This is a genomic window from Anaerobacillus alkaliphilus (assembly GCF_004116265.1).
Lineage (GTDB): Bacteria > Bacillota > Bacilli > Bacillales > Anaerobacillaceae > Anaerobacillus > Anaerobacillus alkaliphilus.
Map to the genome: position 1 here is coordinate 120,078 of NZ_QOUX01000045.1, position 26,527 is coordinate 146,604.

Below are 26,527 nucleotides of genomic sequence, written 5' to 3' on the forward strand. Positions count from 1 at the left end.
CATGTTGGGATCCAAGGAGAGAGTAAATCATAGCAAACAGAAACGTGGCTATGAGGCACGAGACAAAGATGAAATTATCAATTTGATCATTAAATTCCATGAAGAAGGCTATAGCCAAGTAGATATATCTAAGATGCTAAATATAAACAGAGGAACTATTAAAAGATGGAACGATGAACTTCATTTTATCCAAACCCGATCACCAGGAGAGGCTGGAAAAATGAAAAGTAAAATCTATGACTATGATGAAAACTACTTTGAAAAAATCCTGACACCAAACCAAGCATATATAATGGGATATATAACTGGTGATGGAACTATCTCTGATCGTAAAAAGTCGAAGAGATTAATAATGACATTAGCCGAGAAGGATAAAGCTCTTTTATTTGATATTGGTAAAGAAATGAATATTAGTTCTGCTATTAAGTTCAGAAAAAAAAGTGCAGAAAATGAGCAAAACAAATATTCGTTAGTCATTAATTCTACGAAAATGTGTAATGATTTAATTTCGTTAGGAATAGTTCCAAATAAGACTGGGCATGAAAGGTGGATTAATCTGGGTGAGGAATCTCTCCAGTGGTCCTATCTAAGAGGATTTTTCGATGCAGATGGTCATATAAGAGTTTACAAAAGAAACGGCTACCAAAAAGCAAGAATGGGTTTTACAGGAAATCCTGAAATGCTATGGTCTATTCTATCTTTTTTTAACTCATACGGCTTAGGAGTGAAGGTAAATACTCTTACACCCAAGCAGGGTTGTTCCGATTTATATCTTAGCAGTTTACATGATCTTAGAATTATCTTTCAACAATTGTATAAGCATGGAACAATAAAACTTGATCGAAAGTATAAAATATTTTCTTCTTTGATGATATAGTCTGACCTTACATGAAAGTGTAAGAGTGTGGCAGAAATGACCACACCCCTCTTATTTTGAGGAGTAACAATAAGCGCGGAGCTCAAATGATCATGCTTGCGGATTGGCACCCAGATATTTTAGAGTTTATTATCTCTAAAATGCAAAATCCGAGAATTTTACGTTTTCTATTAGAAAATAGTGATGACAATCAAATAAAACAACTTGTGAAAGACAAGCTTAAATTTACTCCTTTAACCGAAGTTGAAAAAGCAATGTATCAAGGAATACTTAACTATCAGACGATCCCAGGACAAGGCGGATTTGACGAAAAAGTGATCAAGGAAGCAGTAGAGAAGCTGCAACTTGGTGGAACATATAGTGTGAATAATTCAGAGTTCTTAACTGGTGCTAACATATCGATTTGCTTAACGAAAGAATTTATGGCAGCAGTTGAAAACGATGCTGAGTATCAACTTCGCTTCCCAGATGTAGAGAACTATTCGAAAGAAGAGATGGAAGCATATAATCGTGAATGGCATAAATACGGAGATGTTCGTGAATGGGAAGCTTTAGGCTTTAAAATCAGAACTTACCGTACAATTAAAGCCCGTGAACTTTGGAAGCTAGTTAATATTTGTGCAACATACTCTGCAGAACCAGGAATTTTCTTTATTGATAATGCAAATGACATGACAAACGCTGTTGCTTATGGACAAAAGGTAGTAGCGACAAATCCGTGTGGTAAGGTAGCTTAGTTTGCCTCACGTAAAAAACTGCGGAATAAAGCGGGAAGGCTGAGATGCTAATCCGAACCGAAGGCTAAAAGTAACATTTTAGTCAGGGGCAACGCATAGATGGTGAAACTCTTAGAGAATATAACCCATCCACGAGGCCGCAGCATTACTGGCTTGTAATGAAAATATATGCTGAACTTACAGGAAACGAACTGTAAGAACTATTGGATAAAAAGCCGATAGGTTAACAAATTTGGAACAACCTCTCGCACCTTACAGTGTTTGTAACTTAGCAGCGATTAACTTAGGTGCTATGGCAAATAAAGAAACGAAAGAAGTAGACTTTGAAAAGCTTAAACGTACTGTAGAAGTTGGAATTCGTATGCAGGATAACGTTATTGATGCAACACCTTACTTCTTAGAAGATAATACGAAGATGGCAAAAGGTGAGAGACGGATTGGTCTTGGTGTTATGGGGCTTCATGACTTATTAATCTATACTGAAACAGTCTATGGTTCAAAAGAAGGTAATCAATTAGTTGATCAGATTTTTGAGACAATTGCGACTACTGCTTACAGAACTAGTATTGAACTTGCAAAAGAAAAAGGAAGCTTTCCTTTCTTACTTGGCGAGTCAGCGGCTGAAACGCAACTTCTTCGTGAGAAATTCGTCAATAGCGGGTATATGAAAAAAATGCCTGAAGATATTCGTCAAGATATTCTTCAATACGGAATAAGAAATTCACATCTTTTAACTGTTGCTCCTACAGGTTCCACTGGGACAATGGTTGGAGTTTCCACAGGCCTTGAGCCTTACTATTCGTTCTCTTACTACCGTAGCGGACGTTTAGGGAAGTTTATTGAAGTGAAAGCAGAAATTGTACAAGAGTATTTAAATCAAAATCCAGATGCTGATCCAAATAATTTACCAGAATGGTTTATCTCAACGATGGATCTTGCACCTGAAGCACACGCTGACGTACAGTGTATCATTCAACGCTGGGTTGATAGCTCGTTATCAAAAACAGTGAATGCTCCACGTGGGTATACAGTTGATCAAGTACAGGCTGTTTATGAAAGATTATATCGTGGTGGAGCAAAAGGCGGTACAGTCTATGTAGATGGAAGCCGAGATGCTCAAGTACTTTCTTTAACAACAGAAGAAAATAAATTTGAAGAGGAAGTTACTGAAACAAACAAAAAAGAAAAGAAGCAAGTTGTCTTGATTGACACAATTGCCGACTTACGTTCAACTTCGGTAACAATTGGTTCTGAAGTAGGAAATACGTGCCCAGTTTGTCGAACTGGAACTGTAGAAGATATTGGTGGTTGTAACACGTGTACCAATTGTAATGCGCAATTAAAGTGTGGCTTATAATTCAAAGGAGAGAGCGGAGACGCTCTCTCCTTTTACCATTACTGGAACGTTTTTAATAACAATAAACCGAAGTTTTTGTACACCTTAATACATAGGACTGAAACTACTTAAGGTGGGAAAACTTATGAAACCATTTGTACCGCAGTTAGTATATATTGAACCAAAGGCCCTTGATTATCCACTAGGCCGAGAGCTTAAAGAAAAATTTGAGGGCATGGGTATTGAAATTCGAGAAACTACGTCTCATAATCAAGTTCGAGGTATTCCGGGAGAAAATGAAAATCAAGTGTATCGAAATGCAAAGTCAACATTAGTTGTCGGCATCAGGAAGACACTGAAATTTGAAACATCAAAGCCTTCAGCTGAATACGCAATCCCATTAGCCACTGGATGTATGGGGCATTGCCACTATTGCTATTTACAAACAACAATGGGCGATAAACCATATATTAGAACATATGTTAATTTGGAAGATATCTTTGATGCTGCTTCAAAATATATAAAAGAGCGTGAGGGAGAAATAACAAGGTTTGAGGCAGCATGTACCTCAGACATAGTTGGGTTAGATCATTTAACACATTCCCTAAAGAAAACGATTGAGTTTATTGGTCAAACTGATTTAGGTAGGCTTAGATTTGTGACAAAGTATCATCATGTTGATCATTTACTTGATGCTAAACATAATGGCAATTCACGTTTTCGTTTTAGTTTAAATTCAAATTATGTTATTAAAAATTTTGAACCGGGTACATCATCTTTTGACAAAAGGATAGAAGCAGCAGGTAAAGTTGCAAAGGCCAATTATCCGCTTGGATTTATTTTAGCCCCTCTCTATCGGCACGAGAACTGGGAAGAAGGTTATTTAGAGCTTTTTGAAAAATTGGAAGCCACATTACCTAATTACGCTACGAAAGATTTAACATTTGAGCTAATTCAACACCGTTTTACTAAGACAGCAAAAAATACGATCATTAAAAGATATCCTAAGTCAAAATTAGAAATGAACGAAGAAGAGAGAAAGTATAAATGGGGCAAATATGGTAGAGGAAAATATGTTTATAAAAATGAAGAATCTGATGAGCTAAGAAATACAATTGAAGGTTATATTGAAAAATTCTTTCCATCAGCTAAAATTGAGTATTATACGTAAAAAATTGTACTGGTTGTCCAAAAAAAGTGAATATAGTATAATTTTCTTGATGAAAGAGAATTTGTATATTTAGCTACAATTGGGTCGGAGAGGAAATCGGAGGGGACACGATGCCAACACCAAGTATGGAAGATTATTTAGAGCGAATTTATTTACTAATAGAAGATAAGGGATATGCCAGAGTTTCTGATATAGCAGAAGCACTAGAAGTCCATCCTTCCTCTGTTACAAAAATGGTTCAAAAATTAGACCAAACGGAATATGTAATCTATGAAAAATACCGTGGCTTTGTACTGACACCCAAAGGGAAAAAGGTTGGAAAACGGTTAGTATTACGGCATGAACTTCTTGAAGAGTTTCTTCGTATTATTGGAGTCAGTAATGATAAGATTTATCAAGATGTAGAAGGAATTGAACATCATTTAAGTTGGGATGCTATTGATCGTATTGGCGACCTCGTTCAATTCTTCTCAGAAGACAAGTCTAGAGTCGATTTACTTAGAAAAGTCCAAAAGAAGAATGAAACAGAACAAGGAAAATAATTGGAAAATCTATCTATACTTTTATAGATGGATTTTTTTATGCAATAAGTTAATCACTTTGCCTACATCCTATGCATATTGTAAATAGGAAAGATAGGAGGTGTAAACTTTGGATTTTGATGGAGTTTTTGCCGGTGGCGGAATTAAGGCCATAGCTTTTATCGGGGCTTTAGAAGCTATGGAAAAGAAAGGTGCTTCATTTAAACGTTTGGCAGGTACTAGTGCAGGGGGAATATTTTCTTCGTTAATAAAAGCAGGGTACACAAGTCAAGAAATCTTAGAAGAAATAAATAAAGTTAACTTTCCAATGTTACTAGACCCTAAACCGTCAATTTTGCCATTTGCTTTTATGAAATGGCTCAAGTTATATAAAACTCTTGGATTGTATAAGGGAGTAGAGTTGGAACATTGGATAGCTGACCTATTAGCTAAAAAAGGAATATCTACTTTTGGTGACTTAGAGCCTGGGTCATTAAGACTAATAGCTTCAGATATAACGAAAGGACGTCTTGCTGTATTACCAGATGATCTACCGCAGTATGGGATGGTTCCAGAAAAGTTTTCTATTGCCAGAGCTGTAAGAATGAGTAGTAGCCTGCCATATTTTTTCGAACCAATTCGGATCTATGACGGCAAAGGGCAACCGTCTATATTTGTTGACGGCGGTGTACTAAGTAATTTTCCTATATGGTTATTTATGAAGAAGAAAGCAATGAGATTAGATCGTCCAGTAATTGGTTTTAATTTAAAGCCTGATCTTGATAAAATGCCTCCGAATAGGATTACCAACGCGGTAGATATGTTTACTTCTCTCTTCAAGACGATGAGGACAGCACATGATATGCGATATATTTCAGAAGAACATGCAAAGAACATCGTTTTTATACCTGTCGATAACGTAAGTACCATTGATTTTGAACTGAAAGATGAAGAAAAAGCAGAGTTAATTAAGATCGGTAGGGAAAAAACAGAGAGTTTCTTCAAGACATGGTATTAAAAAAAGATCGAGCTTCTTAAAAGAGAGCTCGATTTTTTTTCTTATTCTTTTTTCCTTCTATGACTGTCAATGTAACGTCAGTCCGTTTTTTTACAAGAGGTCGATTAAATTTCTTTACATCTTTTTTCTTTTTATGTGGAATTACGTTGCTACTGGGAGAAGCTTTATAAGTCATTCGTTTTGTTTGAGGCTGTGAGCTATAATAATTCCCAGAGCTAAACTTAGGTGCTAAAAATCTCTTTACTAGAAAGAAAATGATAGCAACAAACACAACCATAAATAATGCTTGCTGAAACAATGCTACGGGCTCTGTATAAAGCCGGTAGAATAGACCGATGATTGATAAGCCTAAAACACATAATATTAGCGGATGAAAAGAATATCTAGTCATGTGCTCACCTCCGAGTTTTGTGAAAGTAAAAGAGATAAAGTCCTATTACGTAGTATTCTGAATATTTAGTCTTTGGATATTTCTTATTTTATGCTAAACACGACTCTCATGGAACACTTTTATGGGCAAAACTAAAATATAAATGGAAAATCTACAAATTATATTCTACGTAAGGAAAGTAATTCCCTCTAAAAAATTTATTTTTCTACTATATAATATTCCCAATTCAATCATTATTTACACTTATTTTTTGTATTTATATGATGCTATAGTTTGAATAGATACAGGTCATACTAAAGTTGAGGTGATGTATCATGGAAAAACTTGAACAGAATAAACACGAAGAGCCGATGAGTTTTCATACAACTGTTGCTACTATTGGTTTTTTTGGAGGGTTAATTTGGAGCTTTATCGGGTATCTTGCATTCTTTTTTAATTTTGTTAGAGTAGGACCAGCTTTAGTCTTAATGCCTTGGGCATTAGGAGATTGGAAAAATGGTTACATTGGTCAACTTGTAGGTATTGTAGTAATTGCAGTCTTATCAATTGCAGTAGCATTTCTGTACCGTTTCTTATTTGCACGTTTTAATAGTATTTGGCCAGGTTTGTTTTTTGGTTCTGGCTTATGGTTTGTTGTGTTTTATTTCTTAAATCCCATTTTTCCAGGCTTAAAACCATTGGTAAATTTAGATTTAAATACAATTATTACAAGCTTATGTCTATACATATTGTATGGGGTTTTTATTGGCTATTCCATTTCATATGAGTTTAGTGAACAACAGAAGTAGCAGTATCTATACCTATTCAAAGGGTATTAGCTTATGATAGAATGTCCATTAGGGCATTCTTTTCGTTTTTACTGAAAATTTTATATCTTTGACTACACGAAAAAACAGGCGTGAATTGTTTTTTGGGGGTGGAAAATGGTGAAGAAGATTTTAATATTAAACGGACCTAATCTGAATAGGCTTGGTAAAAGGGAGCCACATATTTATGGTTCAGAAACTTTGGATGATGTAAAAAATAGTTTAGAGTTGCTAGCTAACCAAATTGGTTGCAAGATTGATTTCAAACAATCCAATCATGAAGGTGATATTGTTGACTCAATCCACAATGCAGAAGATGAAGAGTATGATGGACTCATTATTAACCCAGGTGCCTTCACACACTATAGCTATGCAATTAGAGATGCAATTGCCAGCGTATCGTATCCAACTGTCGAGGTTCATATTTCAAATGTACACGCTAGAGAATTGTTTCGACATCACTCAGTAGTATCCCCAGTTACAGTTGGTCAAATTGTTGGTTTAGGAACTAAAGGCTATAAACTTGCCCTATTGTCATTAGTAAAGGAGGATATATAATGGAAAGATTAAAAAAGCTTCGCGAAAAGTTTAACGAAAATAATATTGATGCTTTATTGGTTACGAGTGAGTATAACCGTCGATACATAACTGGTTTTACAGGTACTGCAGGTGTCGCTCTAGTTACTGAAAAAGAAGCAAGATTTATTACGGATTTCCGTTATGTAGATCAAGCATCTGAACAAGCGGTAGACTTTGAAATTATCCAGCATAAAAATTCATTAAACGAGGAAATTGCTCATCAGTTGAATGAATTAGGTATCCAAAGATTAGGTTTTGAAAAATCTTATGTTTCTTTTGCTCAATATGAAGAATACAAAACTAATTTTACTAATTCAGAACTTGTACCCGTTAGTGGTGTGATTGAAAGTTTACGCTTGATTAAAGATGAACAAGAGATTAAGATACTAAAGGAAGCTGCTAAAATTGCCGATGCCGCTTTTGACCATATTATTACATACATAAAACCAGGTCTAACGGAGTTGGATGTTTCTAATGAACTAGAGTTTTTCATGAGAAAGCAGGGAGCTATTTCTTCATCATTTGACATTATTGTTGCTTCAGGTATCCGTTCTGCGTTGCCACACGGTGTGGCTACAAACAAAGTAATTAAGAAGGGTGAGCTTGTAACCCTTGATTTTGGTGCATACTATAAAGGCTATTGCTCAGATATTACAAGAACTGTTGCAGTAGGTAAACCGTCTAGTGAATTAGAAAAAATCTATGCAACTGTATTAGAAGCTCAGTTAAGAGGCATGAGAGGCATTAAACCTGGAATGACTGGTAAGGAAGCAGATGCTCTTACAAGGGATTACATTACTGAACAAGGCTACGGCGAATATTTTGGCCATTCAACAGGACACGGTTTAGGAATGGAAGTTCATGAGGGACCTGGTCTTTCTATGAAGTCTGATACAATATTAATACCAGGAATGGTTGTAACAGTAGAACCTGGAATTTATATTTCTGGTGTTGGTGGTACACGTATTGAAGATGATACGGTTATCACGGAAAATGGAAACGAATCGCTAACCTATTCAACAAAAGAATTACTAATATTAGGTGAATAAAATTAGGAGGAAAAAGTAATGATTTCAGTAAATGATTTTAAAACAGGTTTAACAATTGAAGTAGATGGAGGTCTTTGGCAGGTCATTGATTTCCAACACGTTAAGCCAGGAAAAGGTGCAGCGTTTGTTCGCTCAAAGCTTCGTAACCTACGTAATGGAGCAATTCAAGAAAAAACATTCCGTGCTGGTGAGAAAGTAGCAAAAGCTCATATTGAAAACCGTCGTATGGCATATTTATATGCTAGCGGTGACACTCATACATTTATGGACAATGAATCTTATGAGCAAATCGAGCTAACATCAGCTGTACTAGAGTATGAACTAAAGTTCTTAAAGGAAAATATGGTTGTTCAAGTAATGACATTCCAAGGAGAAACTCTTGGAGTAGAACTTCCAAACACAGTAGAACTGAAAGTTACTGAGACAGAACCAGGAATTAAAGGTGACACTGCATCTGGTGGTACGAAGCCTGCTATTTTAGAAACAGGATTATCCGTACAGGTACCTTTTTTCATTAACGAAGGTGACGTTCTATTAATAGATACTCGTAACTCAGCATATATGTCAAGAGCTTAAAAAAGAAAGGTCGACATCCTAGTCGACCTTTTTATGATTGGCTGTTTTCGCAATGTTTGTTGCTTTCGTAAAAATCCCAAAAATCGGATTTTTACACAAAATACTTAGAATTCACAACTAATTTAGTAAGTATTGCTCTTTTCTTCCATAATTTATTGGCAGATATCTTCATCTATGATATTTTTCCGATTATTTTAGGGTAAAAAAGCAACAGTTTTTTTATGCGACGAGTAATCGCAGGAGCAATGTTTTCGAAAAGAGCCTTATGATTTAAAAACCACTTCGTTTTACTAACACCTATCTAGATTGCCTAGATAGGTGTTTTTGTGTTCTATGTTTGTAAGGTAGGACATAAGCTTGTACTAATGATGAAACAGAAGTGTGCTTAATAACTTTAGTTGAGGTGGAGTAGATGAAAAATTGGTTAGCCGCTGTGGAAACAGCGGTACTAGGAATGGTTATCTTACGAATGATCTCCGGCTTAATAGAAATAACCGCAGCTACGTTAATGTTGAAATTCAACGCTGTAGATAAAGCAGTAATGATTAATGCTTCATTAGCGATAGTCGGGCCAATTATTTTGATTTTAACAATGAGTATTGGCTTAGTAGGAATGGCGGACAAATTATCATTTAGTAAATTATTTCTCATTGGTTGCGGAGTTTTACTCATTTTAATTGGTGTTAGAAGATAAAAACGAAATGATTAGTCATATTATGGCCAAGCATGCATACATTTTCAATAGTAAGACAAGTACAAGACTTAAAACGGAAGGTGGGTGTGAGATGGATGAGATTTTAGCTGTTTTACCAGAGAAAATAAGGGAAATAGTCGTAAACTTACCTTCTAGCACCAAGGAAAAGGTGGAGGAGATAAGGATACGCGTCCATCGACCACTAGAATTCATTATTGAAGGTAAACCAGTATTTCCGAAAATTATAGAAAGCCCGTATTACATTACAGCAAGTGATGCCATGCACCTTTTAAATCAATTAAGTGATTATTCACTATATGCCTTTGAAGAAGAATTAAAAAGAGGTTATATAACGATCAGAGGTGGTCATCGTGTTGGCTTAGCTGGCAAAGTCATTACTGATAAAGGACAAGTAAAGGCTATCAGGGATATTAGCTCCTTTAATATACGAGTAGCCAGGCAAAAAATTGGTGTGGCAGAACGCTATAGCCAGTATTTATTTAGTAATGAGGAATGGCACAATACATTAATTATTGGACCACCACAAACTGGGAAGACAACGTTACTTAGAGACATTGCTAGAATTATTAGCGAAGGCCAAGGATCAATTCCATCAATGAAAATTGGGATTGTGGATGAACGTTCTGAGATTGCCGGTTCAGTAAAAGGGATACCCCAACATCGCTTAGGACACAGGGTAGATGTATTAGATGCTTGTCCTAAGGCTGAAGGCATGATGATGTTGATAAGGTCAATGAGCCCCCAAGTATTAATCGTTGATGAAATTGGTCGTAAAGAAGATAGTGAAGCGATTATGGAAGCAATTCATTCTGGTGTAAAAATAATCACAACGGTCCATGGGAATAAATTTGAAGATGTTATGGATCGTCCAACAATAAGACAGCTGCTGACGATGAATGTTTTTACCCGATGTATGGAACTAGCTAGGGGCTATAAACCAGGTAAAGTAACAAGGATCCGAGATGAAAAAGGAAAAGATGTGGTGAGGTTAACTTGAAAATATTAGGAGCGATTTTAATACTAATTGCGACAACATGGGTAGGGTTTGAGTTTGCCAGAAGGTTAACTGAACGACCGAGACAGCTAAGACAACTAAAAGTTGCATTGCAATCATTAGAGTCAGAAATCATGTATGGGCTTACGCCGTTAGCAGAAGCGAGTGAGCATATAGCGAAACAGCTACCAAAACCTATATCATACTTTTTCACTTGTTTCTCAGAAAGATTAAAACAAGGTGAAAGTAGTGTACATAAAGCCTGGGAAGAAAGTTTAAAAGAAACCTGGCATTTGACTGCTTTATGTAACGGGGAACTCGAGGTTATGAGTCAGTTTGGTGCGACTTTAGGGCAACATGACCGAGACCATCAACAAAAACAGATACGCTTGACACTAAACCATTTGGAACGTGAAGAAGGGGATGCAATTGAGTCACAAAATCGTTATGAAAAAATGCTAAAGAGCCTAGGGTTCTTGACAGGGTTGTTAATTGTCATCTTAATGATGTAGGGTTTTTAGGCTAAGGAGGAGAGAGTCATGGGCTATGATGTAAACACAATATTTCAGATTGCTGGGATTGGGATTGTAGTAGCGATGATCCATACAGTATTGAAGCAAATGGGTAAAGAAGACTGGGCTCACTGGGTAACCTTGATCGGATTTGTTGTTGTACTTTATATGGTCGCTTCAATTGTAGATAATTTGTTTCAAAAAATTAAAGGTGTCTTTCTCTTTCAATAGGGAGGTGTTTCGCCATTGAGATTATTCAGATAGTCGGCTTAGGGTTAATTACAACATTTTTAGCCCTTGTAGTAAAAGAACAAAAACCAATTTTTGCATTTTTATTGACTGTTTTCGTAGGCGTTCTTATATTTATTTTCTTAATTGATCAGATTTATATGATAATCACGATGCTTCAAAAGATTGCCGTCAATGCAAATATTAATATGGTATATGTCCAAACGATCTTAAAAATCATAGGAATTGCATATATTGCAGAGTTTGGGGCCCAAATTGCCAAAGATGCAGGGCAAGGAGCGATTGCTTCAAAAATTGAATTAGCTGGTAAGGTCTTTATATTAGTCATGGCTATTCCCATCATTACAGCGATTATTGAAACCGTGATTGGGTTACTACCGTACTAATGGAATTCATCTTGGGATTTCTAAGATAGGGGTTTAAATGATGAAAAAACTATTCGTTATAGCAGTCTTTATTTTCTTTCTTGTACCTACTGTAGCAATGGCAGAACCACCACCCCAAGAAAATCTAGTAGAACAACAGCTCTCGCAATTAGGAATAGATGAAATAAGAGAATACTGGGAACAAATCGTTACAGAATATGGCGGTTTTCTCCCAGAAAATCAAAAAGGCTCATTTTTGGAGTTTGTACGTGGTGAAAAGCAATTTTCGCTAAAAGAATGGTTATTAGGTTTTGTTCGTTATTTTTTTCATGAACTGATTGTGAATGGCAAGTTATTAGGAACATTAATTTTACTTACTGTATTTAGTATCATCCTACAGAACCTCCAAACAGCGTTTGAGCGAAATGCAGTAAGTAAAGTAGCTAACGCGATTGTTTATATGGTGCTATTGATTATTGCTATTAATAGTTTTTATGTAGCTGTTAATTATGCACAATCAGCCATATCGTCAATGATAAACTTTATGATTGCCTTATTACCTTTGTTATTAGCGTTACTTGCTTCAATAGGAAGTCTTACGTCTGTAGCTCTATTTCATCCTCTAATAATTTTTTTAGTCAATTCAAGTGGTTTACTTATCAAGCATTTTGTACTACCATTGCTTTTTTTATCAGCACTACTTAGTCTAGTAAGCACGTTAACTGATCATTATAAAGTCACTAAGCTAGCAAATCTTCTGCGAAATATAAGTGTTGGTACCTTAGGGATTTTTCTAACAATCTTCCTTGGAGTCATTTCTGTTCAAGGTGCTGTAACAGCAGTCGCTGATGGAATAACGATCCGCACGGCTAAGTTTGTGACAGGAAATTTTGTCCCGGTAGTTGGACGAGTATTTACAGACGCTGCAGATACCGTCATGGGAGCATCAATTCTATTAAAAAATACTGTTGGAATCGTGGGACTAGCCATTCTTTTACTTATCTGTGCTTTTCCAGCAATTAAAGTTCTGACTCTAGCTTTGATTTTCAACCTTGCAGCGGCAGTATTGCAACCGCTTGGTGGCGGTGCGATTATAAACAGTTTGTCTATTATTGGAAAAGCAGTCATCTTTGTTTTTGCAGCGCTTGCCACAGTTTGTTTAATGTTTTTTCTGGCTATTACAATCATGGTAGCGGCAGGAAACTTATCGTTAATGATGCGATAGCAATTAAGAATTACGAATTAAGAATTATGAATTAAGATCCTAATTAATACTTACATTCTATATTCTACATTTAAGAAAGGGGGAGGAAACGATGCAATTTTTAACAGAGTGGATAAGTAACATTATCTTATTAATTCTTTTAGCAACCATCCTAGAACTCCTCCTACCTAATTCTAGTTTGCAAAGATATGTAAAGATGGTTGTAGGTTTGTTATTACTAGTTATTATCTTAACTCCTCTTTTCTCGATTTTTTCAAAAGATGTTGATAGTTGGGTGTCTTCAATAGGTTTAACAAATCAAATTCAGGAAGAAGCACTACAAAATTCAGTAGAATTTAAGAAAAGAGAAATACAACGCGCACAACTTGCATATATTTCAGAACAGGTGGCTGTCCAACTGAAGAGACAAGTTGAAGAGGAGTTGGTTCATAGGTTTGATAAGGAAGTGGTAGATGTACATGTATACCTAGATGACTTTTTACAAGAAGAAGATTATTTAAATAGTATTTCGAAAGTTTCCATTCACCTAAGAGGTAAAAAGAGTGAAGAAGAAAATGAAAATGGAAGTATTCCCACCGTTGCACTTGTAAGCATAGATACTTCGAGACAAGTTGAACCAGTGATAGAAACCACCGTCGGCAAACAAGAAATTATTAAATACTTAGCAACCACTTGGCCAGTACCACAAAATAAAATTGAAGTTTTCATGGAAGGAGGGAGTGTAGATCAATGACAAAAAACGATTCAGATGGGAAATGGTTCAAGAAACTAATGGTAAGTAACAAAGGTGAAAAGAAAAAAAGAAGTAGTCCTCTTCAATACTTAGCCATCGTCATGTGTGTTGGTCTTGCGCTAATGATTTTTAGTAACTTTTCAAAGTCTAGTAATTTACAGGAGAGTGTTCCGGTTTTTAAGGAAGATACAAAGGATACTAGCGATGCAGTTCCGGTCTTCACAGGAAAAAGCTCAGGTGATGGACCGAAGACCATGCAAGACTATGAATATACTTATGAAAAACAACTTAGAGAAACATTAGAACAAATAGTTGGTGTTTCTGATGTTACTGTCATGATAAATTTAGCAGAAACTGAAACCCAAGTCTTTGAAAGAAACAAAAGTACAAAAGAACAAAAAACTGATGAAACTGATCGCGAAGGTGGCAAGCGAAAGGTGGAGGATCTAACTAGAGAGGATGAAGTTGTCATCATCCGAACTGGTGATAAAGAGGAGCCACTAGTATCAAGAGTAGAGAAACCTGCAATTAGAGGTGTTCTTGTTGTGGCAAATGGAGTTGAAAATATTCAAGTGAAAACATGGGTAGTAGAAGCTGTAAGTAGAGTACTAGATGTACCTTCACATAGAGTTTCAGTATTACCTAAGAAAACAAAGGGGGATTAAAAAATGGTATTAAAAAGACAAACTGTATGGTTATTAACAATGCTAAGCTTAATTATTGTATTATCGGTGTATTACATTACATCTCCAATTCCAACAGACCAATTAGCGTATGTAGGCGAAGAGGCAGAGCAAAATGGTAGTAATTTCGTTGAATTTGAAGAAGTAACTGGGGAAGAGCTAGACGAAATGTTTGACGACAAAATCTTAACTAGCTTTACAAACGATGAAGTTTTCAATTCTATTCGCTTAGAAAGACAAATTGCTAGAGATCGTTTAAGTGAAGATTATGTAGCTGTTATTGCTTCAGTTGATGCTTCTGCAGATGTTCAAAGTAGAGCATTAGATAACATTGAAAGCCTAAGAGTATTAGCTCAAAAAGAAGAAATGCTTGAAACTTTAATTAAAACTAAAGGCTATGAAGACGTGTTGGTAATTGCTGAAGGTGATGAAGTGAAAATTATTGTCAAAGCTAATGAATTATCTAGAGAAGATGCTGTAAAAATTAACTTAATGGCTCGTGAACAACTAGGAATGGAAAAAATCGCAGTTGCTTTTCAACCAACAAATAAATAATTTAGGGGAGGCTGGTCAATTTAGACCAGCCTTTTTACTTATAATAAGAGAGTTTTTTGGAAATTGCTATTATGAGGTGCAATTCCTATATATTAGTGGTATAATACCTCCTTGGTAAAGTAAAGGTAATTTAGTAATTTTTACATGGATTACTAAGTTTAATATTTGTAAGGGAGAGATCATCATGCAATGGACGGACTTAACAGAAGGTGCAAAAGCAGTACTAGAACAAACCAGAAACATGAAAAATGACCAAATTCAAATTGTAGAGTTTGAAGTAGGATTCCAACAACAAATTGAAACAGATGACAATGACGGCTACAATGTTTCCATTCAGGAAGAAGACTATCAGTCACTTAAGAAGTATACACAGGAAAATGAGTATGGTGATAAGTTTCATATGGCGAGAAATAAAAATATTGTAAAAATCATCTTGTTAGAAAATGGAAAAATCCCTGATAACCTTTCAGAATTTCCTGTGTTTAAACAATATAAAAATGATGTTGTTCAGCCAGTGACAGAAGAAGAATAAAAGAGAAAGGTGTCCCTTATGATTAGTAAGGACGCCTTTTTTTGTTGAAACAATTCCTCGTCTTAATAATTGGCTGATATTTTCATCTAGGTACTTTTCGGATATTTTCAGGATATTTTTAGGATAAAAAAGCAACAGTTTTTTTGTGCGACGGTAACCGCAGGAGCAATGTTTTTTTGTGCGACGAGTAACCGCAGGAGCAATGTTTACGAAAAGAGCCTAATAATTAGAAAAAAAACTTTAAAAATGTTTAAATTTAAGGTAGCATTAAAGTTAGTACTTAGTCATAAGACAAAGTAAAACATTGTTATTGTATGTAGGACAGAGTATAAAATAAAGTTGAAAAAGAAAAGATTGAATAATAATGAGGAGTGACAAAACTATGTTAAAAATTCAGGAAATACGTGAGTTAATAAAAGCGATTGATCAATCAAGTATAGAAGAGTTTAAATATGAAGTAGATGGCACAAAAATAACGTTAAGAAAAGAGCGTAAATTTGCAGAAGTAGTGCAGCAACCAGTCGTACATCAAGCTCCTGCGTTGATACCTCAAACACAAGTGCCACCTACAGTCCAAACACAAGTTGAGAAAGCAGTAGAGGAAGTAAAGCAAGAGGTAGCTGTAAAGTCAACAGCTAACTTATATAAAATAACCTCTCCGATGGTTGGAACTTTTTACGCGGCTCCGTCACCAGATTCGCCCTCATATGTGAAGGTAGGAGATAAGGTAAAAGCTGACTCGGTTGTTTGCATTGTTGAAGCAATGAAGTTAATGAATGAAATAGAAGCAGAAGTAAAAGGTGAAATTGTTGAAATTCTTGTTGAAAATGGACAACTAGTGGAGTATGGTCAAGAGCTATTTTTAGTGAAAGCGGAATAGGGGAGAAGCTAGATGATTAAAAAACTATTAATAGCAAATCGAGGAGAAATTGCAGTTCGGATTATTCGTGCCTGCCATGAAATGGGAATTGAGACGGTAAGTGTTTATTCAGAGGCTGATAAAGACTCATTACATGTGAGACTAGCAGATGAAGCATACTGCATTGGACCTACAGCTTCTGCTAAAAGTTATTTAAATTTTACAAACATCATGAGTGTTGCAACACTAACAAATGTAGACGCAATACATCCAGGTTATGGTTTTCTAGCAGAAAATGCTGACTTCGCGGAGATATGTAATGAATGTAATATCACGTTTGTTGGCCCTAGTCCACAAGCGATTAGTAAAATGGGGACTAAGGACGTTGCAAGAGAAACGATGAAGCTAGCAGGTGTCCCGATTGTGCCAGGTTCTAATGGTATCATTAAGGATATTGACGATGCCATTGCGATTGCAGAGCAAATTACATATCCGGTAATCATTAAAGCTACCGCGGGTGGTGGTGGCAAGGGAATACGTGTTGCAAGAAGTCAAGATGAGCTAATAAAAGGAGTATCCATTACACAGCAAGAAGCACAAACAGCATTTGGGAATCCTGGTGTTTATATTGAAAAATACATTGAGGATTTCCGTCATGTTGAAATCCAAGTGTTAGCGGATAATCATGGGAATGTCGTTCATTTAGGAGAAAGAGATTGTAGTATTCAGCGACGTCTTCAAAAACTATTAGAGGAAACACCCTCGCCTGCAATAACAGAGGCGAAACGACAGGAAATGGGTGATGCTGCTGTAGCTGCTGCTAAAGCAGTTGGCTATTCAGGGGCTGGTACAGTAGAATTTATCTTTGATCATAATACGGGTGACTTTTATTTCATGGAAATGAATACTAGAATTCAAGTAGAGCATCCTGTAACTGAGATGGTAACAGGGATAGATTTAATAAAACAGCAGATTAAGGTAGCTGATGGGGAAGAGTTGAGCTTTACTCAAGATGAAATTACTTTCAGTGGTTGGTCTATTGAATGTAGGATTAATGCTGAAAACCCAGATAAAAACTTTATGCCCTCCCCAGGTAGAATTACTATGTACTTGCCTCCTGGAGGTTTAGGTGTTAGGGTAGATTCAGCCGCTTATCCAGGTTACGTTATACCTCCGTTTTATGACTCAATGATTGCAAAAGTAATTACGTATGGGGCTACGAGAGCAGAGGCAATTGCAACAATGAAGAGAGCTTTAAATGAATTCGTTATTGAAGGAATTGATACGACGATCCCGTTCCACTTGAGACTACTAGATAATGAAACATTTGTAAGTGGGAACTTCAATACGAAGTTTTTAGAGCTTCATAATTTAAATAGTAAATAATAAATGGTAAAATTGGTTAAGAGTAATTGGACTATCCTTAGGAGGTTAAGAAATGACTGAAAAAAATCATGTGATTGACATGGAAGAGCAATATGCAAAACTAGGAAAAGTAGAAATCTCTCCAGAGGTAATTGAAGTTATTACAGGTTTAGCTGCAGCTGAAGTTGAGGGTGTAGCTACAATGAGAGGAAACTTTGCAACGGGTGTGGCTGAAAAGCTTGGAAGAAAAAGCCATGGTAAAGGTGTAAAAGTAGATCTAGGTCAAGACGGTATTTCTGTAGATGTATATGTTGTGATAAATTACGGTGTCTCAATTCCTGATGTGGCAAAGAAGGTTCAGGATAATATACATCAAACATTAAGGACGATGACAGCAATCGATCTAAATGCCATCAATGTTCACGTTGTGGGAATTCAACTTGAAACTCAACAAGTAGTTGTTGAAACAGCTCAAGATTAAAAAATGATGAGGATGACTCTAGGAGGATGTAAACCCTTTCTAAAGTCGTCTTTTATTTTTGCCGATTGTAGTTTTGATATGTTCTAAATTGTCCATGATAAATTTAGAACGTTTTTTAAATACTAATAACAACTGAGTTCTGTAATCGTGGACAAGAATATGATATGATCAAGTTTAGAAAAATGGTATTAATGTAGTAAAAAGGAGAATTTTACATATGAAAAGACGTCTTGCTAGGATAAAAGCTGTTCAATCGCTATTTCAAGTGGATATGAGTGGAACAGATAAAGAGGAAGCAATAAGCAATGTTTTAGAAGAGGATGAAACAAAAGATGCATTTCTAGAAAGGTTAGTCTCAGGTACACTAGAAAATTTAACAGATATTGATGAGGTTTTTTTGAACCATCTCCAAAATTATAAGTTAGACCGCGTTGGAAATGTAGATAGAGCAGTTATTCGTATGGCTATCTTTGAAATGAAATATTTGGAGGAGATCCCAGTTAACGTTTCGATGAATGAAGCAGTTGACGTAGCGAAAAGCTTTGGTGGAGAAGAAAGTGGACGCTTTGTAAATGGTGTTTTATCGAAAGTGGCAGAAACACTTAGAGTATAAATTGGTGTTGCTACCAAAAGGAAAATTAATTAAAGGGGGAAGAACGATGTCAGCAGTCATTATTAGTGGGAAAGATTTAGCAAAAGAAAAAAGAGAAGCGATGAAGAAAGAAATTGAGGTTTTAGCACAAGAGGGAGTTCAACCAGGTTTAGCGGTAATTCTAGTTGGCGAAGATCCTGCTAGTCAATCTTATGTTAAAGCTAAGCAAAAAGCTTGCGAAGAAATTGGAATATATTCTGTTCTTCAAAAGTTAGATGCTTCGGTTTCTGAAGCTCAACTATTAGACCAAATTCAATCGTTTAATCTTGATCCACTTATTCATGGGATTTTAGTTCAGTTACCACTACCAGCTCATATTTCTGAAAAAGCAGTTATTGAAGCCATTGATCCCTCAAAGGATGTCGACGGATTTCATCCGATTAGTGTTGGGAAAATGATGATTGGCGAGGACACGTTTTTACCATGTACTCCTTTCGGAATTGTTGAGATGATTAAATCTCAAGAAATTGAAATAGAAGGAAAACATGTAGTTGTCGTAGGAAGAAGTAACATTGTAGGGAAACCAGTAGGACAACTACTTTTAAACGAAAATGCTACTGTAACATATTGTCATTCTCGAACGAAAGATATGAAATCTATCACAAAACAGGCGGATATTCTTGTCGTCGCAGTCGGAAAAGCTAATTTTATTGATGCAAGCTACATGAAAAAAGGCTGTGTTGTTATTGATGTCGGAGTTAATCGTTTGGAAACTGGTAAGCTTGTAGGTGATGTTGTCTTTGAAGATGCGAAAGAAGTAGCTTCTTACATTACGCCTGTTCCTGGTGGAGTTGGACCAATGACGATTACCATGCTGTTGTTTAATACTGTTCAATCTGCAAAAAAAACATTAGTAAGTGTTAAGTAAGGAGATGTTTGAATGTCAAATGATCAAATTTTTACGATATCAGGATTAACCAATTATCTTAAGCGAGCATTTGACAATGATGAAGTCCTGCAAAATATCTGGTTAAAAGGTGAGATTTCTAATTTCAAGAAACATAGCCGAGGCCATATGTATTTTACAATTAAAGATGATCAATCAAGAATTCAAGCGGTTATGTTTGCTGGTAATAACCGCTTTTTAAAGTTTCTTCCTGAAGACGGAATGAACATTATCGTACGAGGTAATATTACAGTCTACGAAGCTACAGGCCAATATCAAATCTATGTTAATGAGATGCAACCAGATGGCGTAGGTAACTTATATCTAGCTTTTGAACAATTAAAGAAAAAGCTTGAACTTGCAGGATATTTTGATGACCAATATAAAAAAGCTTTGCCAAAAATACCAAGAGAAATTGGTGTCATTACCTCACCAACTGGAGCGGCAGTTCGTGATATTATTACAACTCTAAAAAGACGTTTTCCTATAGCGAAAATCGCATTGTTTCCTGTATTGGTTCAAGGATCTGAGGCGCCCGGTTCAATTGTGAAAGCGATTAGACAAGCGAATGAGGTTGAAGGCATTGATGTCTTAATTGTCGGTAGAGGTGGAGGATCGATTGAGGAATTATGGGCATTTAACGAGGAAATTGTGGCAAAAGCAATCTTTCAATCAAAGATTCCAATTATAAGTGCAGTCGGACATGAAACAGATACGACTATTGCTGATTTCATTGCAGATAAACGAGCAGCAACACCAACAGCTGCCGCTGAATTGGCTGTACCTAATTGGGAGGATCTGGCGGAAAAAATTTTGCAACGTAAAATCCGCATTCAAAGAGCAACGTTAAAGAAAATCGAAACAGAGCGAAAAAAACTTACAAATTTGCAAAAATCTTATGCATTCCGTTATCCAGAGCAACTTGTGAAACAAAAGGAACAGCAACTTGATCGAATACTGGATGATTTACAGCGGAATTTAAGGCTTTGCATAGAAAGAAAAAGAACCGAATTACATAATCTTGATAAGGATATTCAAAGAAACCACCCAAGAGCTCTTATTGCAAAAGCTCAAGATCAGCTTAAGAATAACCAAGCGTTGTTAAAGCAACAATTGACATTGATAAAAAAGGAAAAGGAATTTCAGTTTATACAAAAGCTCACGAAACTAGAGGCTTTGAGCCCGTTAAAAATCATGAATAGGGGTTACAGCCTTTCTTATAAGCAAGATGGAAATTTAATAAAAAGTGTTCATGATGTCAATGTGGGCGAAACTTTAAATATTAATTTGCAAGACGGTTCGGTTTTTTGCCAAGTGGATAAAATTGAGGAGAAATGAGGTGTCAAGTATGAGCGATAAAAAAGAGTTAAGCTTTGAAGATGCAATGGAAAAGCTGGAGGAAGTTGTTGCTAAGTTAGAACAAGGAGACGTTCCCCTTGAAGAAGCAATATCAATGTTTCAGGAAGGAATGACTTTATCGAAGCTTTGTCATGATAAGTTAAAGTCTGTTGAGGATAGCATGGATCGGATTCTACATCAAGACGGGAAGGTTGAACATACAACATTTCAGGAGGAGTAAACGTGACTGAATTAACTTTATCGTCTTATATTAATAGTCGAAAACCTATCTTAGAAGATAAGATGTATGAATACGTTGAAGCATTGGTTGCTCCTCAGAATTTAAAGAATGCTATGCTCTATTCGCTACAGGCTGGTGGAAAGAGACTTCGTCCAATGTTATTATTTGCTACCATGGAGGGGTTTGGTCTAACTTTCGAGCATGGAATTCCTGTAGCATCTGCGGTTGAAATGATACATACTTACTCACTCATTCATGATGATTTGCCTGCAATGGATAATGATGATTTCCGGCGTGGAAAGCCAACAAACCACAAAGTTTATGGTGAAGCAACAGCGATACTTGCAGGAGATGCGTTGTTAACATTTGCATTTCAAATGATATCAGATTTGAATGAGGGGGATGTGACCCTTTCGCAAAAGTTACTATTAATTCGAGAGTTAGCTAGAGCTGCTGGTCCTGAAGGAATGGTTGGTGGGCAAGTTGCGGATATGGAAGGCGAAAAGAAAAGCCTATCTTTAAGTGAATTAGAGTACATTCACCATCATAAAACTGGTGACCTATTAAGTTATTCAATTATTGCAGGAGCTATTGTGGCAGAGGCTACTGATAAAGATATTGAAAACCTCCGAGAGTTCTCTAAACATCTAGGTTTAGCCTTTCAAATAAAAGATGATATTTTAGATATAGAAGGCAGCGAAGAAGCCATTGGGAAACCAGTTGGAAGTGATATAAATAACGAAAAGAGTACTTATCCTAAGCTACTAGGTCTAGAGGGCGCAAAGAAAAAATTAGCTGATCATATTCTCAAGGCAAAAGAATACTTATATAAAGTAAGTATTAATAGTGAAAAGTTAGAATTGCTCGTCGATTACATCGTATATCGAGATCGTTAAGCATAACTTATCAAAAGCAAGCCTAATGTAATATATTGATAATAGTAATCTAGTTATTTCTAATTGTTGATACAGACTATATCATGTATAATGTTGAAAAGTGAGTGGTGCAGTATTCTAGTCAGTCCTCCATTTTCGAAGGCGGGCCTAAAAATCCGCTAAAGGGCACATCGATGAAGTTCCTAGTTTTGGCTTGAGGCGCCCAGCCTTGGGTCGTTGCTGGGAGTAAAGGGAGTAGGGCGATCCACAATGGCATGTGGGCGTTGACCCTCCTTCCGCGGAGGCCTTAAACATTGGCAATCTCTTGGGAATGAGAAAGCGATCGTTTACGGTATGAACCTGCATAGCAAGTTTCCCCTTGTTTGCAGCGTAGCCTGCCTTGAGTGGAGTTAGAGGGGATTATGGATGCTAAATTGTATACTTTGTATTATCAATAGTAATCCACATGAAATCTACTCTGCAAAAGAGGATAGACGATGGTTAAGGGCTGCTGAGGAAAACTCCTAGACTGTTCGTATGACATTTAAAGGGGATTATAGTGCGTGCTAAGTGGTAATCTAGTCTAGCGTATGGCGACAGCGCTGAGGCAGATTTAAAGGGAAACCGCCAATGTGGCGACACGTCGGTATTTGCTTGGGAAAACCTACTAGACCTAAGACGCAGTCTTTACTCTTTAAATGACCACTCATAATACATAATGTAGAATGTAGAATTTAGAATGCAGAATTAACTATTTATTAATAATTTTACATTCTACATTCTACATTTAAAAGAGGTCATTATCTTTTATGAATAAACTTAAACAATCATTAAACTGGACGCTAGCGATTGCCGTTATCACTCTTGTGTTAGCGGCTCTTTTTTCAATCATTTCTACATTTATATTAAGCGGAGTTACATGGGGAGTAGGAATGTTAATTGTATTCGCCATTGTACTTATCGGTGTACTCTTTGATACAATTGGTGTAGCTGCTACTGCTGCGGAAGAAGCACCGTTTCATGCAATGGCATCAGAGCGTGTTCCTGGGGCTAAACAGGCGGTATTAATCACTCGAAATGCCGATCGATTTGCTAACTTCTGTAATGATGTAATTGGTGATATCGCCGGAATTATTAGTGGAACCGCTTCCGCCTTTGTCGTTATCCAGTTAGCGCACCAAATTGGACACGGTGAAAGTTCATTGTATCAATTTTGGATATCAGTTGTCTTTACGAGTATCGTTGCGAGCCTTACTGTGGGCGGGAAATCACTAGGAAAAACGATGGCTCTACAGTATTCAACACCAATAATTTACCAAGTGGGTAGAATATTTTACTTATTAGAGGTAAAATTGAAAGTAAATATTTTTAAAAATGGGAAAGACAAAGAAAAGAAGAAAAAGAAAGCCAAAAGAAAGTGAGGGTTTTTCTTGGATTTAACAAAAATACAGGATCCTAATTTTTTGAAAAAGTTTAATAAAGAACAACTAGAAGCGTTAGCTGTTGATATCAGGCATTTTTTAGTTGAAAAATTATCAGTTACAGGTGGCCATCTTGGTCCCAACTTAGGGGTCGTTGAATTAACCCTTGCTTTGCATAAGGAGTTTAACAGTCCAAAGGATAAGTTTATTTGGGATGTTGGACACCAGGCTTACGTTCATAAAATATTAACGGGACGGGCTAACCGTTTTGATGAACTTCGTCAATATAAGGGGCTTTGTGGATTTCCGAAGCGTTCTGAGAGTGAACATGATGTTTGGGAAACTGGACATAGTTCTACGTCTTTGTCAGCAGCAATGGGAATGGCGGTTGCGAGAGATCTTAAAGGAACAGATGAGAAGATCGTGGCCATTATTGGTGATGGTGCCTTAACAGGCGGGATGGCATTAGAAGCATTAAATCATATTGGTCACGAACAAAAGGATTTAATCGTTATCTTAAATGATAATGAAATGTCTATCGCACCTAATGTTGGAGCGCTTCATAATGTGTTAGGAAGACTTCGTACTGCTGGAAAGTACCAAAAAGCTAAGGATGAATTAGAGCAATTATTGAAAAAAATTCCTACTTTTGGTGGGAAAATTGCTTCTACTGCTGAAAGACTTAAGGATAGCCTTAAATATTTGTTTGTCTCAGGAATGTTCTTTGAAGAAATGGGATTCACATATTTAGGCCCTGTTGATGGTCACAATCTTGATGATCTTTTTGAGAATATAAAATATGCCAAAAAGACTAAAGGTCCAGTTATTATTCATGTACTAACAAAAAAAGGGAAAGGTTATGCCCCAGCTGAAAATGATGCATTAGGAACATGGCATGGCTTAGGACCTTATAAAATTGAGTCAGGAGAAGTAGTTAAAAATCCTGGACCACCAAGCTACAGTGCAGTTTTTGCTAATACATTAGTAAAGGTAGCTAAAGAAGATCACAGGGTTGTTGCTATTACTGCAGCTATGCCAGGTGGAACAAGGCTAGATATATTTGCAAAAGAGTTCCCTAATAGAATGATTGATGTTGGTATTGCTGAGCAACATGCAACGACGATGGCAGGTGGTTTAGCTACTCAGGGAATGAAACCTGTGTTTGCGGTATATTCAACTTTCCTTCAACGTGGCTATGATCAGGTTGTTCATGATATTTGTCGTCAAAACTTAAATGTCTTTTTTGCAATTGATCGTTCTGGTCTTGTAGGGGCCGATGGAGAAACGCACCAAGGTGTGTTTGACATTTCCTACTTACGACACATCCCAAACATGACAATACTATCAGCAAAAGATGAAAATGAATTACAGCACATGGTTTATACTGCTACGAAATATGATGGTGGTCCAATTGCTGTTAGATACCCACGTGGAAATGGCTATGGAATTAAAATGGATGAGCAACTACAAGAAATTCCGATTGGAAAATGGGAAGTCTTGCGTGAAGGAAATGATTTGGCGATCTTAACCTTTGGTACAACTGTGCCAATGGCTGAGGAAGCTGCAGAAATCTTAGCTAAAGAAGGAATTTCTGTTAGAGTCATTAATGCAAGGTCAATAAAACCATTAGATGAAGAAATGCTTACAGATCTTGTCAACAAAGACATTCCTATACTGACTATTGAAGAAGCCGCTCTTCAGGGTGGTTTTGGAAGTGCGGTATTAGAATATTTTCACGGGAATTCATATCACGATGTAGTTGTTGAAAGAATGGGTATTCCAGATATGTTTATTGAACATGGCAGTGTCAATAAATTATTAGAAGAGATTGGAATGACAACAAAACAGGTTGTCATAAACGTTCAAAAAATGATCCCTAGAAAACAACAGAGGGCTTAAAATGGCAAAAAAGGAAAGAATAGATGTTCTTTTAGTTGAAAGAGGATTAATTGATACGAGAGAAAAAGCGAAAAGGTCTGTGATGGCAGGCCTTGTTTTCTGCAACAATGAGAGGGTTGATAAACCTGGTGCTAAGGTAGAACTTGATGCAGAACTTTTTGTTAAGGGAGATTTACTACCTTATGTTAGTAGAGGTGGTCTAAAATTAGAGAAGGCAATAGAAGAGTTTAATTTTGACTTAACAGACAAAATTGTTCTCGATATCGGTTCATCGACTGGAGGGTTTACTGATTGTGCCTTGCAAAATGGCGCGAGACTTGTTTACGCTGTTGATGTTGGGTACAATCAACTTGCATGGAAACTTCGGCAGGACGAACGAGTTGTTGTTATGGAACGAACGAATTTCCGGTATGTAACTAAAGACGCTTTTACAAGAGGGTTACCAAACTTCGCTACGATTGATGTGTCGTTTATTTCACTTAGATTAATCCTACCCGCACTAGCAAGTGTTTTAGAAAAGGGAAGCTATGTTTCAGCACTGGTTAAGCCTCAATTCGAGGCAGGGCGTGATGAAGTTGGAAAAAAAGGAATTGTTCGAGATGAACGAGTACATCGATCCGTTTTAGAAGAGATTGTCAACTTTGCGGTTAGTATCGGTTTTGATGCATATGGATTATCTTACTCACCAATTAAAGGTGGAGAAGGGAATATTGAATTTTTGTTACACCTTCATTGGACAGGCTCAAGTGAGAATGGAGAAAATAAAATTTCTTCAATAAATGAGGTTGTCTTAATGGCCCACCAAAAGTTAAAACAGTCAAACTAAGGGTAGTATTTTACTACTCTTTTTTTGTATAGTTTAGCTAAAGGATTCTACAAATTTATT

The 26,527-nt window shown here is 36.5% G+C and carries 30 protein-coding genes and 2 pseudogenes; 31 read left to right on the forward strand and 1 reads right to left on the reverse strand.

Annotated elements, in window-relative coordinates; genetic code table 11:
- Position 1: 1 nt before the first annotated feature.
- The 6 genes and pseudogenes from DS745_RS14770 (at position 2) to DS745_RS14795 (ending at position 5,660) form a co-directional block, all read left to right on the forward strand.
- Positions 2–877: a helix-turn-helix domain-containing protein gene (locus tag DS745_RS14770; RefSeq protein WP_129079004.1), complete on the forward strand. Its 876-nt coding sequence runs from the start codon at positions 2–4 to the stop codon at positions 875–877.
- A 71-nt stretch (positions 878–948) separates the two neighbouring features.
- Positions 949–1,599: pseudogene (locus DS745_RS14775) on the forward strand (vitamin B12-dependent ribonucleotide reductase); the annotation flags it as partial.
- Positions 1,600–1,849: 250 nt separating this feature from the next.
- Positions 1,850–2,971, forward strand: a pseudogene (locus DS745_RS14780) (vitamin B12-dependent ribonucleotide reductase); the annotation flags it as partial.
- A gap of 124 nt (positions 2,972–3,095) precedes the next feature.
- Positions 3,096–4,121 (forward strand): spore photoproduct lyase, encoded by a 1,026-nt coding sequence (gene splB, locus DS745_RS14785; RefSeq protein WP_129079007.1) that lies wholly within the window; start codon positions 3,096–3,098, stop codon positions 4,119–4,121.
- A gap of 110 nt (positions 4,122–4,231) precedes the next feature.
- Positions 4,232–4,663, forward strand: a complete 432-nt coding sequence (gene mntR / locus DS745_RS14790) for a transcriptional regulator MntR (protein ID WP_129079008.1) — start codon at positions 4,232–4,234, stop codon at positions 4,661–4,663.
- Positions 4,664–4,772: 109 nt separating this feature from the next.
- Positions 4,773–5,660 carry a patatin-like phospholipase family protein gene (locus tag DS745_RS14795; RefSeq protein WP_129079009.1) on the forward strand — a complete coding sequence of 296 codons (888 nt, stop codon included), beginning with the start codon at positions 4,773–4,775 and terminating at the stop codon, positions 5,658–5,660.
- A gap of 16 nt (positions 5,661–5,676) precedes the next feature.
- Here the strand turns inward: DS745_RS14795 and DS745_RS14800 are convergent, their stop codons facing one another.
- Complete coding sequence (locus DS745_RS14800; RefSeq protein ID WP_129079010.1) at positions 5,677–6,051, reverse strand: SA1362 family protein; 375 nt, start codon at positions 6,049–6,051, stop codon at positions 5,677–5,679.
- Between the two features lie 314 nt (positions 6,052–6,365).
- On the opposite strand from DS745_RS14800, the gene DS745_RS14805 reads away from it, so the two are divergent.
- The 25 genes from DS745_RS14805 (at position 6,366) to DS745_RS14925 (ending at position 26,467) form a co-directional block, all read left to right on the forward strand.
- The gene (locus tag DS745_RS14805; protein ID WP_129079011.1) at positions 6,366–6,839 is read left to right on the forward strand and encodes a YqhR family membrane protein; all 474 of its coding nucleotides are present in this window, start codon (positions 6,366–6,368) and stop codon (positions 6,837–6,839) included.
- 138 nt (positions 6,840–6,977) lie between these two features.
- On the forward strand, positions 6,978–7,415 hold the full coding sequence (gene aroQ, locus DS745_RS14810; RefSeq protein WP_129079101.1) for a type II 3-dehydroquinate dehydratase: 438 nt from the start codon (positions 6,978–6,980) through the stop codon (positions 7,413–7,415).
- On the forward strand, positions 7,415–8,485 hold the full coding sequence (locus DS745_RS14815) for a M24 family metallopeptidase (protein ID WP_129079012.1): 1,071 nt from the start codon (positions 7,415–7,417) through the stop codon (positions 8,483–8,485). Before aroQ ends, DS745_RS14815 begins: the two co-directional genes overlap by 1 nt.
- Before the next feature lie 18 nt (positions 8,486–8,503).
- Complete coding sequence (efp, locus tag DS745_RS14820) at positions 8,504–9,061, forward strand: elongation factor P (RefSeq protein ID WP_129079013.1); 558 nt, start codon at positions 8,504–8,506, stop codon at positions 9,059–9,061.
- A gap of 412 nt (positions 9,062–9,473) precedes the next feature.
- Complete coding sequence (locus DS745_RS14825; RefSeq protein ID WP_129079014.1) at positions 9,474–9,755, forward strand: YqhV family protein; 282 nt, start codon at positions 9,474–9,476, stop codon at positions 9,753–9,755.
- A 91-nt stretch (positions 9,756–9,846) separates the two neighbouring features.
- A complete protein-coding gene (spoIIIAA, locus tag DS745_RS14830; RefSeq protein WP_129079015.1) occupies positions 9,847–10,773 on the forward strand; it encodes a stage III sporulation protein AA in 927 nt (308 codons plus the stop codon).
- Positions 10,770–11,282 carry a stage III sporulation protein SpoIIIAB gene (gene spoIIIAB, locus DS745_RS14835; RefSeq protein ID WP_129079016.1) on the forward strand — a complete coding sequence of 171 codons (513 nt, stop codon included), beginning with the start codon at positions 10,770–10,772 and terminating at the stop codon, positions 11,280–11,282. The genes spoIIIAA and spoIIIAB overlap by 4 nt, the downstream gene beginning before the upstream one ends.
- Before the next feature lie 27 nt (positions 11,283–11,309).
- Positions 11,310–11,513 (forward strand): stage III sporulation protein AC, encoded by a 204-nt coding sequence (spoIIIAC, locus tag DS745_RS14840; RefSeq protein ID WP_129079017.1) that lies wholly within the window; start codon positions 11,310–11,312, stop codon positions 11,511–11,513.
- 14 nt (positions 11,514–11,527) lie between these two features.
- Positions 11,528–11,917 carry a stage III sporulation protein AD gene (spoIIIAD, locus tag DS745_RS14845; RefSeq protein ID WP_129079018.1) on the forward strand — a complete coding sequence of 130 codons (390 nt, stop codon included), beginning with the start codon at positions 11,528–11,530 and terminating at the stop codon, positions 11,915–11,917.
- Between the two features lie 40 nt (positions 11,918–11,957).
- Positions 11,958–13,121 carry a stage III sporulation protein AE gene (gene spoIIIAE, locus DS745_RS14850; protein WP_421721825.1) on the forward strand — a complete coding sequence of 388 codons (1,164 nt, stop codon included), beginning with the start codon at positions 11,958–11,960 and terminating at the stop codon, positions 13,119–13,121.
- A 91-nt stretch (positions 13,122–13,212) separates the two neighbouring features.
- Positions 13,213–13,854: a stage III sporulation protein AF gene (spoIIIAF, locus tag DS745_RS14855; RefSeq protein ID WP_129079020.1), complete on the forward strand. Its 642-nt coding sequence runs from the start codon at positions 13,213–13,215 to the stop codon at positions 13,852–13,854.
- Entirely contained in the window at positions 13,851–14,519 is a 669-nt protein-coding gene (gene spoIIIAG / locus DS745_RS14860; RefSeq protein WP_129079021.1) for a stage III sporulation protein AG, read from the forward strand. Before spoIIIAF ends, spoIIIAG begins: the two co-directional genes overlap by 4 nt.
- Positions 14,520–14,522: 3 nt before the next feature.
- A complete protein-coding gene (locus DS745_RS14865) occupies positions 14,523–15,092 on the forward strand; it encodes a SpoIIIAH-like family protein (RefSeq protein WP_129079022.1) in 570 nt (189 codons plus the stop codon).
- Positions 15,093–15,276: 184 nt separating this feature from the next.
- Complete coding sequence (locus tag DS745_RS14870) at positions 15,277–15,624, forward strand: hypothetical protein (protein ID WP_129079023.1); 348 nt, start codon at positions 15,277–15,279, stop codon at positions 15,622–15,624.
- Positions 15,625–16,006: 382 nt separating this feature from the next.
- Positions 16,007–16,504, forward strand: coding sequence for an acetyl-CoA carboxylase biotin carboxyl carrier protein (accB, locus tag DS745_RS14875; protein ID WP_129079024.1), 498 nt, complete (start codon positions 16,007–16,009; stop codon positions 16,502–16,504).
- A gap of 12 nt (positions 16,505–16,516) precedes the next feature.
- On the forward strand, positions 16,517–17,869 hold the full coding sequence (gene accC / locus DS745_RS14880; RefSeq protein WP_129079025.1) for an acetyl-CoA carboxylase biotin carboxylase subunit: 1,353 nt from the start codon (positions 16,517–16,519) through the stop codon (positions 17,867–17,869).
- Between the two features lie 52 nt (positions 17,870–17,921).
- The gene (locus DS745_RS14885) at positions 17,922–18,329 is read left to right on the forward strand and encodes an Asp23/Gls24 family envelope stress response protein (protein ID WP_129079026.1); all 408 of its coding nucleotides are present in this window, start codon (positions 17,922–17,924) and stop codon (positions 18,327–18,329) included.
- A gap of 217 nt (positions 18,330–18,546) precedes the next feature.
- Complete coding sequence (gene nusB / locus DS745_RS14890) at positions 18,547–18,942, forward strand: transcription antitermination factor NusB (protein ID WP_129079027.1); 396 nt, start codon at positions 18,547–18,549, stop codon at positions 18,940–18,942.
- 46 nt (positions 18,943–18,988) lie between these two features.
- Positions 18,989–19,849 (forward strand): bifunctional methylenetetrahydrofolate dehydrogenase/methenyltetrahydrofolate cyclohydrolase FolD, encoded by an 861-nt coding sequence (gene folD / locus DS745_RS14895; protein WP_129079028.1) that lies wholly within the window; start codon positions 18,989–18,991, stop codon positions 19,847–19,849.
- A 12-nt stretch (positions 19,850–19,861) separates the two neighbouring features.
- Positions 19,862–21,205 carry an exodeoxyribonuclease VII large subunit gene (gene xseA / locus DS745_RS14900; protein ID WP_129079029.1) on the forward strand — a complete coding sequence of 448 codons (1,344 nt, stop codon included), beginning with the start codon at positions 19,862–19,864 and terminating at the stop codon, positions 21,203–21,205.
- A 10-nt stretch (positions 21,206–21,215) separates the two neighbouring features.
- A complete protein-coding gene (locus DS745_RS14905) occupies positions 21,216–21,446 on the forward strand; it encodes an exodeoxyribonuclease VII small subunit (protein ID WP_129079030.1) in 231 nt (76 codons plus the stop codon).
- Between the two features lie 2 nt (positions 21,447–21,448).
- Positions 21,449–22,342, forward strand: a complete 894-nt coding sequence (locus DS745_RS14910) for a polyprenyl synthetase family protein (protein WP_338324542.1) — start codon at positions 21,449–21,451, stop codon at positions 22,340–22,342.
- A gap of 788 nt (positions 22,343–23,130) precedes the next feature.
- Positions 23,131–23,742, forward strand: a complete 612-nt coding sequence (locus DS745_RS14915; RefSeq protein WP_129079031.1) for a hypothetical protein — start codon at positions 23,131–23,133, stop codon at positions 23,740–23,742.
- Between the two features lie 9 nt (positions 23,743–23,751).
- Positions 23,752–25,641: a 1-deoxy-D-xylulose-5-phosphate synthase gene (gene dxs, locus DS745_RS14920; protein WP_129079032.1), complete on the forward strand. Its 1,890-nt coding sequence runs from the start codon at positions 23,752–23,754 to the stop codon at positions 25,639–25,641.
- A gap of 1 nt (position 25,642) precedes the next feature.
- Positions 25,643–26,467: a TlyA family RNA methyltransferase gene (locus DS745_RS14925; RefSeq protein WP_129079033.1), complete on the forward strand. Its 825-nt coding sequence runs from the start codon at positions 25,643–25,645 to the stop codon at positions 26,465–26,467.
- The last annotated feature ends 60 nt before the right edge of the window (positions 26,468–26,527 follow it).

Bases quoted from the DNA above. Each gene is read 5' to 3' on its own strand.
- DS745_RS14770 (WP_129079004.1), top strand. From the start codon at position 2: ATGTTGGGATCCAAGGAGAGAGTAAATCATAGCAAACAGAAACGTGGC.
- splB (WP_129079007.1), top strand. From the start codon at position 3,096: ATGAAACCATTTGTACCGCAGTTAGTATATATTGAACCAAAGGCCCTT.
- mntR (WP_129079008.1), top strand. From the start codon at position 4,232: ATGCCAACACCAAGTATGGAAGATTATTTAGAGCGAATTTATTTACTA.
- DS745_RS14800 (WP_129079010.1), bottom strand. From the start codon at position 6,051: ATGACTAGATATTCTTTTCATCCGCTAATATTATGTGTTTTAGGCTTA.
- DS745_RS14805 (WP_129079011.1), top strand. From the start codon at position 6,366: ATGGAAAAACTTGAACAGAATAAACACGAAGAGCCGATGAGTTTTCAT.
- DS745_RS14815 (WP_129079012.1), top strand. From the start codon at position 7,415: ATGGAAAGATTAAAAAAGCTTCGCGAAAAGTTTAACGAAAATAATATT.
- efp (WP_129079013.1), top strand. From the start codon at position 8,504: ATGATTTCAGTAAATGATTTTAAAACAGGTTTAACAATTGAAGTAGAT.
- DS745_RS14825 (WP_129079014.1), top strand. From the start codon at position 9,474: ATGAAAAATTGGTTAGCCGCTGTGGAAACAGCGGTACTAGGAATGGTT.
- spoIIIAA (WP_129079015.1), top strand. From the start codon at position 9,847: ATGGATGAGATTTTAGCTGTTTTACCAGAGAAAATAAGGGAAATAGTC.
- spoIIIAC (WP_129079017.1), top strand. From the start codon at position 11,310: ATGGGCTATGATGTAAACACAATATTTCAGATTGCTGGGATTGGGATT.
- spoIIIAE (WP_421721825.1), top strand. From the start codon at position 11,958: ATGAAAAAACTATTCGTTATAGCAGTCTTTATTTTCTTTCTTGTACCT.
- spoIIIAF (WP_129079020.1), top strand. From the start codon at position 13,213: ATGCAATTTTTAACAGAGTGGATAAGTAACATTATCTTATTAATTCTT.
- spoIIIAG (WP_129079021.1), top strand. From the start codon at position 13,851: ATGACAAAAAACGATTCAGATGGGAAATGGTTCAAGAAACTAATGGTA.
- DS745_RS14865 (WP_129079022.1), top strand. From the start codon at position 14,523: ATGGTATTAAAAAGACAAACTGTATGGTTATTAACAATGCTAAGCTTA.
- DS745_RS14870 (WP_129079023.1), top strand. From the start codon at position 15,277: ATGCAATGGACGGACTTAACAGAAGGTGCAAAAGCAGTACTAGAACAA.
- accB (WP_129079024.1), top strand. From the start codon at position 16,007: ATGTTAAAAATTCAGGAAATACGTGAGTTAATAAAAGCGATTGATCAA.
- accC (WP_129079025.1), top strand. From the start codon at position 16,517: ATGATTAAAAAACTATTAATAGCAAATCGAGGAGAAATTGCAGTTCGG.
- DS745_RS14885 (WP_129079026.1), top strand. From the start codon at position 17,922: ATGACTGAAAAAAATCATGTGATTGACATGGAAGAGCAATATGCAAAA.
- nusB (WP_129079027.1), top strand. From the start codon at position 18,547: ATGAAAAGACGTCTTGCTAGGATAAAAGCTGTTCAATCGCTATTTCAA.
- folD (WP_129079028.1), top strand. From the start codon at position 18,989: ATGTCAGCAGTCATTATTAGTGGGAAAGATTTAGCAAAAGAAAAAAGA.
- xseA (WP_129079029.1), top strand. From the start codon at position 19,862: ATGTCAAATGATCAAATTTTTACGATATCAGGATTAACCAATTATCTT.
- DS745_RS14905 (WP_129079030.1), top strand. From the start codon at position 21,216: ATGAGCGATAAAAAAGAGTTAAGCTTTGAAGATGCAATGGAAAAGCTG.
- DS745_RS14915 (WP_129079031.1), top strand. From the start codon at position 23,131: ATGAATAAACTTAAACAATCATTAAACTGGACGCTAGCGATTGCCGTT.
- DS745_RS14925 (WP_129079033.1), top strand. From the start codon at position 25,643: ATGGCAAAAAAGGAAAGAATAGATGTTCTTTTAGTTGAAAGAGGATTA.